This window comes from Virgibacillus sp. 7505 (genome assembly GCF_002272135.1).
Lineage (GTDB): Bacteria > Bacillota > Bacilli > Bacillales > Amphibacillaceae > Terribacillus.
Genome location: NZ_NPBF01000008.1, coordinates 115486 through 128318 on the forward strand (window position 1 = coordinate 115486; position 12833 = coordinate 128318).

The 12833-nt window shown below is 45.6% G+C and carries 11 protein-coding genes; 5 read left to right on the forward strand and 6 right to left on the reverse strand.

All coding sequences use genetic code 11. The features are described from left to right. Positions 1-1257, reverse strand: coding sequence for a DNA polymerase IV (locus CHH91_RS03415; RefSeq protein WP_095221973.1), 1257 nt, complete (start codon positions 1255-1257; stop codon positions 1-3). Between the two features lie 459 nt (positions 1258-1716). Then, a complete protein-coding gene (locus CHH91_RS03420) occupies positions 1717-2544 on the reverse strand; it encodes an HAD-IIB family hydrolase (RefSeq protein ID WP_095221975.1) in 828 nt (275 codons plus the stop codon). A 108-nt stretch (positions 2545-2652) separates the two neighbouring features. Between CHH91_RS03420 and CHH91_RS03425 the strand changes: the two genes are divergently transcribed. Then, entirely contained in the window at positions 2653-3633 is a 981-nt protein-coding gene (locus CHH91_RS03425; protein WP_095221977.1) for a LacI family DNA-binding transcriptional regulator, read from the forward strand. A gap of 73 nt (positions 3634-3706) precedes the next feature. On the opposite strand, the gene CHH91_RS03430 is transcribed toward CHH91_RS03425, so the two are convergent. Continuing rightward, positions 3707-5035 carry a 6-phospho-beta-glucosidase gene (locus CHH91_RS03430; protein WP_095221980.1) on the reverse strand — a complete coding sequence of 443 codons (1329 nt, stop codon included), beginning with the start codon at positions 5033-5035 and terminating at the stop codon, positions 3707-3709. Between the two features lie 179 nt (positions 5036-5214). On the opposite strand from CHH91_RS03430, the gene CHH91_RS03435 reads away from it, so the two are divergent. Next, the gene (locus CHH91_RS03435) at positions 5215-6216 is read left to right on the forward strand and encodes a LacI family DNA-binding transcriptional regulator (RefSeq protein WP_095221982.1); all 1002 of its coding nucleotides are present in this window, start codon (positions 5215-5217) and stop codon (positions 6214-6216) included. An 83-nt stretch (positions 6217-6299) separates the two neighbouring features. Here CHH91_RS03435 and CHH91_RS03440 read toward each other — a convergent pair whose 3' ends face one another. Then, on the reverse strand, positions 6300-6752 hold the full coding sequence (locus tag CHH91_RS03440; RefSeq protein ID WP_095221984.1) for an NUDIX hydrolase: 453 nt from the start codon (positions 6750-6752) through the stop codon (positions 6300-6302). Between the two features lie 112 nt (positions 6753-6864). On the opposite strand from CHH91_RS03440, the gene CHH91_RS03445 reads away from it, so the two are divergent. From CHH91_RS03445 to CHH91_RS03455, 3 genes are all read left to right on the forward strand, one after another. Further along, positions 6865-7224 carry a Lin0512 family protein gene (locus CHH91_RS03445; RefSeq protein WP_095221987.1) on the forward strand — a complete coding sequence of 120 codons (360 nt, stop codon included), beginning with the start codon at positions 6865-6867 and terminating at the stop codon, positions 7222-7224. Position 7225: 1 nt separating this feature from the next. After that, on the forward strand, positions 7226-7687 hold the full coding sequence (locus tag CHH91_RS03450) for an 8-oxo-dGTP diphosphatase (protein ID WP_176465653.1): 462 nt from the start codon (positions 7226-7228) through the stop codon (positions 7685-7687). A gap of 450 nt (positions 7688-8137) precedes the next feature. Continuing rightward, complete coding sequence (locus CHH91_RS03455; protein ID WP_483372386.1) at positions 8138-10552, forward strand: immune inhibitor A domain-containing protein; 2415 nt, start codon at positions 8138-8140, stop codon at positions 10550-10552. Positions 10553-10575: 23 nt separating this feature from the next. Here CHH91_RS03455 and CHH91_RS03460 read toward each other — a convergent pair whose 3' ends face one another. After that, positions 10576-11970 (reverse strand): sensor histidine kinase, encoded by a 1395-nt coding sequence (locus CHH91_RS03460; RefSeq protein ID WP_353615310.1) that lies wholly within the window; start codon positions 11968-11970, stop codon positions 10576-10578. Between the two features lie 29 nt (positions 11971-11999). Then, a complete protein-coding gene (locus CHH91_RS03465; RefSeq protein ID WP_217973690.1) occupies positions 12000-12677 on the reverse strand; it encodes a response regulator transcription factor in 678 nt (225 codons plus the stop codon). Positions 12678-12833: the final 156 nt, after the last annotated feature.

Sequence of the window (12833 nt, forward strand, 5' to 3'; positions counted from 1 at the left end):
TCAGGCTTGATGGCCTCCGATTTTCGTACTGCGTTCAATTGTCATTCCTGCAGCTGTATGGCTGCTGGCACGCAGAATGGCGGTCGTACCGAAACGTGCCCGAATCTGATCCATCGTCCGACTCAGATCCTTCTGCTTGCTCTTATCCTCGAACAAGCTGAGCTGGGTCGCTTCTTCATCGTATAAATTGGTCAGGGAGACAGACACTCGTCTGACTTCGTGGCCTTTTTGGTAGTGCTCATGAAATAGTTCGAGGCAGAGCTTATACATATCCGTCGTCAGATTCGAAGGGCTCGTAAAGGAACGGGACCGGCTGAAGCCGCCGCCATGCTGACTGGCATATCCAACGGCCAGATGGACTGTACTGCCTTCCTTCCTGTCCCGTCTTGCCCGTCTGCAGGCCTCCTCACACAGCTCCAAGATGATGGTCGGAATCTCTTCGCCACGGTAATTACGCAGCAGTGTAATGCCGTGTCCGTAGCTTTTCTGCTCCTGTTTGACGAAATCACCGAGCACCTCGCTCTCATCGATTCCCCATGCATGCCAGTATAATTGCTCACCCATCACACCATACCGTTTCTTGAGATGCTCCAAGGAAGTATGAGCAAGATGCCCAAGCGTGACAATACCCATCCGGTTCAAATTCCGCTGCATTCGTCGTCCAATCCCCCAAACATCCTGTATCGGGACCGGCCACAATAAGCGCGGCACATCCTGATAATGGCAAACGGCAATACCAGAGGTCTGTTTCTTTGCATGAATATCCATCACGACCTTGGCCAGGAACTTGTTATCTCCGATTCCAATGGCTGCCGTAACACCGAATTGCTCCAGGATATCCGCCTGCAGCTTGGCCGCTGTCTCCTCTGCAGTTCCATGCAGCTTTTCCGTGCCATCAAGTGTCACCCAGAATTCGTCGACAGAATAAACATGGATCGCTTCCATCGGCACATACTCATGCACTAGCTCGGTAATTGCCACCGAAACCTCCAAATAATCCTTCATATGTGCTTCCGCAATGACGAGTTCCGGATCTTCCGGCAGCTCGAAATAACGGCTCACATTGCTGACGCCATGCTTCTTCTTCAGCGCAGGACTGGCAGCTAGCACGATACTACCCGGCCGCTTCGTATCCCCGACCACTGCAAGCAGTGTCGTCATCGGATCAAGGCCGCGTTTCACGCATTCCACACTTGCATAGAAGCTCCGCATATCCACACACAATACCTCATGCTGCTGAAATCCGCTATAATCCATCTTTACCACCTCCAAAGGGAACAAATGTTCTTACTTTAGATTACCCGATTCGAGGCAGTTATAGTAGCTGTAATTTTTGGATAGGGAGGAAAAATGAAAAAAGATTGCTCTAAACAAACAATTTTATTCTTTCTATTTGGTAATACAGTTATATAAAGGATACCAATTAGTTCAGAGGAGTTCATTATGAGGATTTGGTTGATTTTCATCATATAGTATGAATCTTAATACAGCACAGCTTCCTTATGATTTGGTTCTAGAGGGACATATTGATTGGTTTTACCTAGCTATATTTATTAGTCAGCTGGGTGCTATATTCAATGAAAGAGGATCAAAAAGACCAATCAGCGCATTAACGGTTCTGCTAATAAATGAACTGCGTCCCAAGTAACCCTCAACTTTTGGGACGCAAAGAAGTAACCAGTTTTTTCTAGGTTTAACAATTCCACACTACTTTTATCAAATAAAGAAATGTTGCAGCGTCGTCCGGATACCGGCTGCGTAAGGTGTTCCGCATACCTGACTGTGCTTCTGTTTCGCCTCCTCTGTTGCATTAGCAACTAGGAAACCATTTCCTGCGTATCGCAGCATTTCAAGGTCATTTCCACTGTCTCCAAAAGCATAAATCTGCGACGGCTCCACCATGCAATGATTTGCCAAGAACTGGACGGCCGCTCGTTTTCCAGTCCTTAACGGAATAAAGTCCACATCATATGCCCCGTCTGGATCTCCTGCCAGTGGATTGCATGCGTTCACATTCAAACCTACCTTAGCTGCAGCGGCTGCCTGCCTTATACGATGCATTACCTCGGCCAAATCATCTTCATTAGGAAAGTAATAATAGTTCTTTTTGTACGAGCTCTGCCCATGCATCGTCTGTGGCTGTAATGCTATCCCATCCAAAGAGAGCATATGAATCAAATCCTCTACAAGCTGATTGAATTCTTCTTGAACAGGTAAATGCTTTTTCCAATCGTATATCTCCTTTAGTTCTCCACCAGCTGTTAGTTGGTACAGTTCGGTTCCCAGATTAGCTGCAATGAAATGGGGCATATAAGTCAGACGTGCACGCTCCATTTTAGCAGCCAGGGAATTACAATCACTTCCGGTAACCCATGCAATTTTCACGTGATGCTGCCTGGAAATCTGATTTAGATAAAGCTCCATCGCATGCAAATCCTCCAGCTGCCCCTTCTCACAAGCATGAGGAAAATAAGTCTCATCAAAATCAAAACAAATAAGTGCCTTTGTGCTGTCGGTACTATCAAAGCATTTTTTCACACTCATTATTCAACCACCTCCCTTCCTACCATAAGAGATGGGAACGTTCCCAGGTCAACAAGAAAACAGGTATGCTATGATAAAGCTACATTCAATGTCCAAGGAGCTGGTTGAATGCCTACTATAAACGACATCGCAAAGAAATGCGGTGTTTCCAAAAGTACTGTCTCTCGCGTATTAAATGGGCATCCATATGTATCTGAACAGAAGCGGCAAGAGATCCTTTCTGCTATCGAGGAATCCGGATTCACCCCGAATAGCTTGGCTGTTCAATTTCGTAAGCGAAAAACCTCTGCCATAGGTATTCTCACACCTCAAGTCGATCATCCTTATTTCGCAGCACTGGTGCAATCATTATCGAATGCCTGTACAGCAAAAGGATGGAAACCCGTTATCTTTCAGACATTCGGTGATAAGAAACGTGAACTGGATGTATTCGCCAAGCTGAAACAGCGTGAACTGGACGCTATAATCGCAACTTCATCCGCACTGGAAGCTCACCTTTTAGCCCGTTGCTTAGAAAATGGTCCAATACTTATTTGTAATGAGAAATATGAAATTGATACAACTGTATGCAGTCTAGATGAAGAGAGTGCCGCCTATAAATTGACCATGCATATGCTGCAAACAGGTAAGAAGCGACTCTTATTCTGCCTTGACCACACTTCCCCATCCCAAGAAGCTAGATATAAAGGTTTTCTAAATGCCTTAGCTGCGAGAAATCTAAAGGAAGGCGGGAAACGCATAGAAGGAATGGTATCAATTGAGGATGGCATTCGTTTGGGTACTGATTTATTTCATGATAAACAATTGCTCATAGATGGCATATTTGCAGGAAGTGACTTCGTTGCCGCTGGGATTCTGCATGCTGCCAAGGAACATCAAATCGCTGTGCCAGAAAATTGCGCAGTTACTGGGTTTGATAACCATCCTATCTCTCAGATTACCGATCCTCCGCTGACCACCTATGATAATGAGATAGAGGCCATGGCACGAAAGACTGCAGAACAATTAGATATGCAGCTATCTGGTAACAATAATGTACCCAAACTATTTCAATGGCAAGGATATCTTGTATCGAGGCATTCCACGTAAAAAAGACCCGTGCTCTCTGCACGGGTCATCTTTTTATGCTTCTATCTTTTTAAAGAACTGTGGCAAATGCTTTTTATGCTTCTATCTTTTTAAAGAACTGTGGCAAATGCTCTTTATGAGCCTCCAACATTTCATCCATTATCTTCTTCGCTATCTCATCCGAAGGTACAAGCGGGTTGATTGTCATCGCAAGCAAAGCAGTGTTGTAATCACCTGTTACAGCTGCCTCAGCTCCAACACGCTCGAATGACTTGATTTGCTGAACAAGTCCGCGTACTGGTACTGGAAGGTCACCAATACCAATCGGTTTTGGACCATCTTTGGTAATGACACAGTTGATTTCGATAGCGGAATCGTTCGGAATGCTCTGGATAGCACCATTATTGATTGTGTTCACTGTCTGAATATCACGTTTGTCATTGTAGATGGAGTTGATCAGACTGCAAGCAGCATCACTGTAGTATGCACCGCCGCGTTTGGACAGCTGCTCAGGTTTCTCTGCAAGATTCGGATCTTTGTAAAGCTCGAACAAATCACGCTCAACGCCTTGCACGACCTCAGCACGCGTACCTTCGTTTTCTGCTTCTTCAAGCTCTGCTTCAAGCATTTGCGAAGTCTTGTAGTAGTAACGGTGGTATGGACACGGGATAGCTTTCAAACCTTTGATGAAGCTAGGTTCCCAGTCAAGGTTTTTGATGTTTCTCATCGTCATCTCTTTTTTATCGGCGCTTGTCATTTTATCCAGCACGGTTTCCGTAACATTTTCTCCGTCCAAGTATACATTCAAGCCGAATACCATGTGATTCAGACCAGCAAAGTCGATGTGCACACGATCTCCATCGGCACCAAGCAGCTCTGCTACTTGCATCTTCATCATGATCGGCACGTTACATAAGCCGACGACATTTTTGATATTAGAGTAGCGAAGCACTGCTTCTGTTACCATACCAGCTGGGTTTGTGAAGTTCACAAGCCATGCATTCGGGCAAAGCTCCTCCATGTCTTTACAAATATCGAGGATGACAGGAATAGTACGCAGACCTTTGAACAATCCGCCCGGTCCGTTCGTTTCCTGCCCGATTACATTATATTTCAATGGGATTCTTTCGTCTTTTGCCCGTGCGTCCAATAGTCCAACACGGAATTGTGTTGTAACAAAGTCTGCATCCTCCAAAGCTTCCCGGCGATCCAATGTCAAATGCACATCGATCGGCAAGCCTGCTTTTTCCACCATGCGCTTTGCCATATTCCCTACAATTTCAAGCTTTTCCTTCCCTGCTTCTACGTCCACGAGCCAAAGCTCTGTAATTGGCAATTCATCATAGCGTTTAATGAACCCTTCCACGATTTCCGGTGTGTAACTTGAACCTCCGCCGATTGTAACGATCTTCAATTTTCCCATGATTCGTGCCTCCTATATGGTTACATTTTTGATCTACAACCACAGCTTAAATGCTGGAATGCATCCCAGGTCAAGAACAAATTCGTAAGGAATTTGTAAACCGGTCGACCAAAGCTTACAAAACGTTCATTTTCCGCTAAAATAAAGGTAAGAAAGCGATTTCTAATGAGGTGAAGCACATGAGTAATATCAAACAGATTGCACAGATGGCTGGCGTTTCCCGCAGCACTGTTTCACGTGTCCTCAATCACCATCCCCATGTCCATGAAGATACTCGGCGCAAAGTCCAGCAAGTCATTGATAAACTAGACTATATTCAAAATAGCAATGCAGTACAGCTGAAAAAAGGCAGGACCAATACTATTGGTGTCGTCTCGCCTTCCATCAGTCATTATTTTATGCAAATTGTTCAAGGTATCGCCGAAGCTGGCACCTCCTGCCAATATCAAACCTTACTTTACCAAACGAATGAAAAAGCCGATCAGGAATTGCAGGCTTTGGAAATGCTGCGTCAAAAGCGCTTGGACGGGCTGATTATCCTGCGCTGCGGATTAGATTGGGAGAAAGTTGCCACTTATACAAAGTACGGACCGATTATGACATGTGAGCCTCTGCAGCATCCACAGATCCAATCCATCTATATGAATCATTACGAAGGGTTCCAGCTTGGGCTTGAGCATTTGATCGCAAAAGGCTATAACCGCATTGCCTGTACAATAGGAAGAGCCGAAAGCCGAAACAGCCTGGAACGGAAGAAGGCTTTTGAGGATATATTGCAAACACATAACCTTCCCGTCCGTCCCGAATGGATCTTAGATGAGACATTCACCGTCGATGACGGACGCAGAGCCCTGCAGGAGCTTTTAAACGGCAGGAATATGCCTGATGCGGTCATCCACGCCAGTGATTACGTTGCAGCCGGCATGGCTGCCGAAGCTCGGACGCAGGGAATCAGCATTCCTGATGAGCTGGGCTTGGTAGGTTTCGAATCCGACCAAAGCGATGTTGCTGGACTGATGGAGCTGACTCATGTCCGTAATCCACTCAAGCAGATGGGAGCAGAGGCGTTTCGTCGCATGCATGCGGTATTAACGGAAACACCTTATACACCAGCCGAACTTGCCTTCTCTCTGACAGAGCGTCAGTCTACTGCAAGAGGTGTAAAGCAAGTCCAGGTATGAGGCTATCAAAAAGTTTTATATAAGCAGAATCGTTCCGCGTGCTAGGATAGTGCTATAGAGGCAGAAAAGGAGTAGCTGATAAGCTACCCCTTTTCACTGAATGCCTTTATAAATCGGCGATGGCTCCTGACCATCTTTTCCGGCAGTTCATCAAGCGGGAAAAAGCCCAGCTGCATAGATTCTGCTTCATCCAGCATTAATTCTCCGTGAAACTTACTTGTCTGGTACACGATTGTCACATTGTAAAATTCATCACCATTCGCAGCTACGGCAAAATTATCTTTTCCGGAATACACATCGACCAGCTTCAATTCCTCCACTGTCAGTCCTGTTTCTTCCAGGACTTCCCTGGCAGCTGTCTGTTCAGCTGATTCACCAAGTTCCATCAATCCTCCAGGCAAGCCCCATGTTTCGGGCGGGTGGATTCGTTTCTGTAAAAGGACATGCTGCTTTTCATCAAAAAGAAGGCATAATGCCCCAACTAATATGACAGGCTGATGCCCGACATACTTCCGAAGATTCTCTACATAGTTCACAAGCACATCCCCTTTCTCTCACCAAGTTTACCAAATCTTACATATAGCCGATAGAATTCTTTAATCTTAATATGATACAGTAACTATATCAGAACAATCTAGGAGTGATCATATGGAAAAAATCATGTTCATACAAACCGGCTTCGGTGTCGATGTACACGGTCAAGACGTTACAAAAGCAGCGGTACGTGCAGTAGTCAATGCTATACATACAAATTCCATGCCTGGTATTACGAGCGTCCTGCCAGACAACGATTTGCATAATATGAAGGTGAATATCCGCTTGGCAGTCCCTGCTGATAAGGACAAGCTGGATATCGAGCAGGTCAAGGCCCGGATTCCATATGGTACTGTAACAGTAGAAGTGATCGATGGTGGTATGCTGACTACAAGCGCTATCTACTTAGAGGAGAAACAGGATAAAAACGATATGATGTATATCGTGAACGCTTCCGTCGAGACGGGATACTGAAATGATCGAGCACAAGATCTATAATATGGTGATGATACATAATGAGGATCAGGTGCTTCTGCTGGATCGTCAGCATGATGACTTCCGCGGATTCATCCCGCCTGGCGGAAAGGTGGACTTTCCTGAGAGTCTCACTGCAAGCGCAATTCGCGAGGTGAAGGAAGAGACAGGACTGGACGTATGGAATCTGGAGTATAAAGGCGTACAGCATTACGTGAACGATGAACAAAATGTCCGTTACCTGATCTTCTATTATATAACTGATTCTTTTTCCGGCACACTGCTGACAGATTCCAGAGAAGGCAATCCATCATGGTTCCAGAAGTCTGAAGCGATGGAACTGCCAATGCAGGAGGTAGTCCGCACTGTCTTTCCGTTATTCTTCCAAGAAGGTACATTTGAATTGTACCTGCATGCTGAATCTGAAGCTTCTGATTACACGGAAGAAATACTGCATACATAAATACGGGAGGGGAGATATCAGCTTCCTCCCCCTTCTATCAATCAAAATACATACTGATATTCCATATATTGCAACTTCAATTCTATTGAATAAGATAAATAGATAGGTCTATTCTCTCATTTTTCTAGTGAAAGTAATATTTTCTGATTGCTTGTACTTTCCCAACTTTCCTCATCCTTCTACAAGTTTCCATATGTTTACGTTATTTTCCACTCTCTTGTTTCCCAACTTTATTGCCAACCCTGTCGGATTATGTGATGACATCTCACGAAAACCGCATTATTTCAATGTATACACCACTTCTCTTCCTTCCAAAGTACCATTGTAAATCTAGCAGACTAGTCGCTATACTACCCTTTAAGGAAAACTTTACCTACATATCGAATCTGTTTTCCGACTATTTAAACTATTAGCACAGGGAGAGTGACTTGCTTGAAGAAGAATAAATGGATGGCTTCTGCGATGGCAGCCGTTATCGGATTTAGCACTTTTACATTATCATTTGTGCCAGCGCAGGAAGCCAATGCCGAAGCAACTGTTGAAAAAACACCAGCTGTGACGTACTCGCCGAAAACTGCCCAAAGCGGCGGACCTTTCGACAGTGCAATTGCAAATGAGGATAAATTGATTGAATTGCTTAAAGAAGAAGGAAAGATCAGTAAGGATGCTACGGAAGCGGAAGCCCAGGAAGTATTGAATGCTTATCTAAAGGAACGGGAAGAAAAAAGCGCAGAAGCTGCTAAGCAGCCTTTGCCGGATGAGCTGAAAGAAGCTGCAATCGATGAAACAGTGGTTAGTGACACTGATAAGCAGAATGGCAATGCCGACAATGCTGCAAGTGCATCCAAAGAGAAAGGCAAAGACAAAGGAAAAGGTAAAGATAAAGGAAAAAATAAGAAAGTAGATAACGTGAAGGAAGAAGAGTATGACGGTGAAGTGCGGGAAGACAAAGTACTCGTCCTCGCAATTGACTTCCCTGATTACCAGAACAGCTCTATCACACCGGAAGAAACTGATATGTGGTACGAAGATTATACACATGATCACTTCCAAAACATGATCTTTGGTGATGATGGCTATACTGGTCCGGATGGCCAGGAGTTCACTTCTATGAAGCAGTATTATGAGGCACAATCCGGCGGCAGCTATACTGTCGATGGAGAAATTGCCGGATGGTACACAGCAGATCATCCTGCAGCTTACTATGGTGCCAACGATCCTGCTCCAGATGGCAGTGATACTGCTGCGCGGGAATTGGTCTACGAAGCACTAACGAAGGCTGGACAAGATCCGAACGTCGACTTGAGCGAGTACGATCAGTGGGATCGCGATGACTATGATGGCGATGGCGTTTACCATGAGCCAGACGGTATCATCGACCACTTGATGGTCATTCACGCAGGTGTCGGTGAAGAAGCGGGCGGCGGAAGCCTTGGCGGCGATGCAATCTGGTCTCACCGCTGGAATCTTGGCGGACTTGTTGCAGTCCCTGGCGGAAGCTCCACTAGTGACCGCTTTGACGGACAGCTTGCTGCTTACGACTATACAATCGAACCGGAAGACGGAGCTATGGGGGTATTCGCGCATGAATACGGCCATGACCTAGGCTTGCCGGATGAGTATGACACGAACTATACCGGCCAAGGGGAAGCGGTTGCTTATTGGTCCATCATGGCAAGCGGAAGCTGGGCTGGTGATGTACCTGGAACAGAGCCTTCAGGTTTCAGTGCCTATGCAAAGGAATATTTGCAAAACGCACATGGTGGTAACTGGCTGAGCGGTACAACGATCGAAGCAGAAGATTTGGATGACGATGGTATTGAACTGCTATTGGATGAAGCTGTGACAAAAGGTACGAATAATGACGTGATTCGCGTTAACTTGCCAGATAAAGAAACCGAAGTCACACAACCTGCAAGCGGCACATTCGCCTATTTCAGCGGAAAAGGTAATAATGTTGATAATAACATGACGGCAACTGTTGATTTGACCAATGCCTCTTCAGCTGAGCTGACATTTAAAACTTGGTATGATATCGAACAAGATTGGGATTATGCTTCTGTCAAAGTGAATGGGGAAACTATCCCTGGCAGCATCACGACAACAGAAAATCCGAACGAACAGAACCCAGGTGATGGTATCACCGGTACATCTGATGGCTGGGTGGATGCTACTTTCGATTTGAGTGCCTATGCAGGCCAGGAAATAGAGCTTTCCTTGAACTATTGGACGGATGTAGCTGTAAACAACGCTGGATTCTATGTGGACGATATTCAAGTGACAGCTGATGGCAGCACTGTCCTGACAGACGATGCAGAAGCTGACAGTAGTTTTGAGCTAAATGGATTTGCTCAAGATAAAGGCGTTTCCCTTTCCGAGCATTACTACTTGCTAGAATGGCGTACGCATAACGGCGTTGATATCGGACTTGATCGTATCCGTCGTGGTGACAGCTTGATGAGCTACAACACTGGCCTTCTAGTCTGGTACGTCGATAATTCTTATGACAACAACTGGACTGGTACTCATCCAGGCGAAGGCTTCCTTGGGGTAGTGGATGCTGATCAGAAGGCACTTTACTGGAGCGACAAATCAGTAGCTTCCACTCGTTATCAAATTCACGATGCCGCATTCAGCAAGGATAAATCCGAGAAGATGTTCCTTGATTATCGCGCAACGAATGGTTTGACACTGAAGGACAACCATACGAAGAGCTATGATGAGTTCGAGGATGATAATAATTACTTGAACAAAGCACTTCCTGATGCTGGACGTAAAGTACCAGAGTATGGAATCGAATTTGAAGTAAAAGATGACAGCAAGGATGGTTCAGTCGGTAAGATTGAAATCTCCCGCGAAGATTAGTAGCAAAGAAGGAACCCGTTCATCTACGGGTTCCTTCTTTTTTTCGGTATTGACACTCGGAATATAGTGCCCTTGCCTTCTTCACTCTCCACTTCTATCGTCCCGTTATGCGCCTTGACGATAGAATGGCTGATGGAAAGACCAAGACCCGCACCGCCTTGCTGACGCGCGCGTGAACTGTCACTTCGATAGAATCGGTCAAAGACATGCGGAAGATGTGCTTCTGGGATACCGGATCCATTATCTTTTACGGCAATTTCAGCTGCATGATCTGTTTTACCAAGGATTATATCAATCTCTCCATGTTCAGGATCTGTATGTTGGACTGCATTATAAAATAGATTCAACAGCACTTGTTTCAATTTATCTTTATCAGCAGCTACTAATAGATGCTCATTTACTGAAAACTGTACTTTCCTGCTGCCAGCAAGCATATCAAAATGCGGCATCATTTCCTCCAGTACAGTACTCACCTCCAGATCCTGCAGCTGCATATCCTCAGACTGATCCAGCTTGGTGAGTAAAAGCAAATCCTCTACCAGCTTCTTGATCCGCTTCGATTCCTTGAGCATGCTTTCAAGGGCTGGATAGAGCTGGGCTGGGTTATCTGCTGCTCCTCGAAGCAGTACCTCCAAAAACCCGTGAATGGAAGTAAGCGGCGTTCGCAGTTCATGGGATGCATCCGCAATGAACTGCTGCATTTGTTCTTTTGCTTCCCGTTCCGACTGGAACGAGCTGTCGATTCTCTCTACCATTTGATTGAAGGCGACTGTAAGCCGTTTGATTTCGATTTGCTCAGAGTCCTCTTCCATCCGCTCGGACAAATTCTCCGCATTCGTCCTCTCTACCCTTCTGATTATCCGATGCAGCGGATCGAGCGCTTTTTTGATCACTCGTGTGTAAAGCAGGATGCCTGCAGCCAATGCCACGATAGCCAGCAGGAAAAATACCTGCAGCTGCCCATTGATGACATCGTTGATCGAAGCGGTCTCCGTCCCTGCTTGTAAATAACCGCTAATATCACCGAACCGTCTGTCAGCGACAATGACAACGAGCTGCTCATTGCCGTCTTCATCTTCCGTCACGATGTATCTTGCGGACTTATCATCCCTGCTGTTCATATACTTGCGAAGCTCTTCCTGCTCCAAGCGCGGACTCGATAAGCCGTTCTCCTCTGATACATCTGTGTAGTTACCAGATGTATCGATCCTGGCTAAAGAACGATCGAATAGAAATGGCTGATGCATATCATCATTTTGTTCAAGCAATGCTGGCGGAAGCGAATGCAGCTGTGACTGCATGGCATCTGCCTCATTCTGATATAGGAAATCTTTCATCAAGAAGTATTGTAAGATACCGACGACTGATAGGATAATGGCAAGAATAAGACAGGATAACGCAACAATCTGCTTATTCAAGGTTCTTGGCTTCAATCTGGGTATTCGCTTCATCTGACATCCAGGCGATAGCCTGCCCCCCGGATTGTGCGAATCAGCTGCCGATCTTTATCGTGGAGCTTTTCCCGCAGAGAACGGATATACACTTCTACAATATTTTCTTCTCCGCCGAATGCATATCCCCATACTTTATCGAGGATAAGTGCCTTGCTGAGGACAATCCCTTGGTTCATAGCAAGGTATTTTAACAGCTCATACTCTGTCGGAGAAAGCTGCAGCAGCTCTTCCTCCAAGTATATTTCCTTGCGGCGGTCATCTATTCGTACAGGTCCCGCTACAAGGGAATCGCCCAGTTCCGGAAATTGATTGCGGAGCCGTGCCTGCATTCTGGCTAGCAGTTCTTCAAAACTGAACGGTTTGACCAAGTAGTCATCCGCACCACCATTCAATCCTTTCACGCGATCGTCCACTTGATCCCTTGCTGTCAGCATAATGATAGAAAGCTTCCGTCCTTTCTTTTTCAGCATCCGGCACACCTCAAAGCCATCCATCCCCGGCATCATGACATCTAATATGACGATATGTGGCTCGAACTGATCTGCTTTGGCAATAGCCTGCATACCATCAGCTGCACTCTCAACAATATAGCCTTCATTTTGCAATCCAAGCATCAGGAACTGTGTGATTGTCTGTTCATCATCGACGACTAATACTTTTATGTTCTCCATTCTGTCATCCATTCTTCTTTTTTTCTTTATTATGGAACAACTAGCTGAAAAACAGCTGAAGATTCCCGATTTTTTCACTTTCAGCAAATCTTCAGCTAGCTTTCAAGTACACTTCAGCACGTGCCCCCATACTAGCAATTAGCAGGTTGGGCGTGG

Excerpts from the sequence above, each read along its gene's own strand:
- CHH91_RS03415 (WP_095221973.1), bottom strand. The coding sequence starts at position 1,257 with ATGGATTATAGCGGATTTCAGCAGCATGAGGTATTGTGTGTGGATATG.
- CHH91_RS03420 (WP_095221975.1), bottom strand. The coding sequence starts at position 2,544 with ATGAGTGTGAAAAAATGCTTTGATAGTACCGACAGCACAAAGGCACTT.
- CHH91_RS03425 (WP_095221977.1), top strand. The coding sequence starts at position 2,653 with ATGCCTACTATAAACGACATCGCAAAGAAATGCGGTGTTTCCAAAAGT.
- CHH91_RS03430 (WP_095221980.1), bottom strand. The coding sequence starts at position 5,035 with ATGGGAAAATTGAAGATCGTTACAATCGGCGGAGGTTCAAGTTACACA.
- CHH91_RS03435 (WP_095221982.1), top strand. The coding sequence starts at position 5,215 with ATGAGTAATATCAAACAGATTGCACAGATGGCTGGCGTTTCCCGCAGC.
- CHH91_RS03445 (WP_095221987.1), top strand. The coding sequence starts at position 6,865 with ATGGAAAAAATCATGTTCATACAAACCGGCTTCGGTGTCGATGTACAC.
- CHH91_RS03450 (WP_176465653.1), top strand. The coding sequence starts at position 7,226 with ATGATCGAGCACAAGATCTATAATATGGTGATGATACATAATGAGGAT.
- CHH91_RS03455 (WP_483372386.1), top strand. The coding sequence starts at position 8,138 with ATGGCTTCTGCGATGGCAGCCGTTATCGGATTTAGCACTTTTACATTA.
- CHH91_RS03465 (WP_217973690.1), bottom strand. The coding sequence starts at position 12,677 with ATGGAGAACATAAAAGTATTAGTCGTCGATGATGAACAGACAATCACA.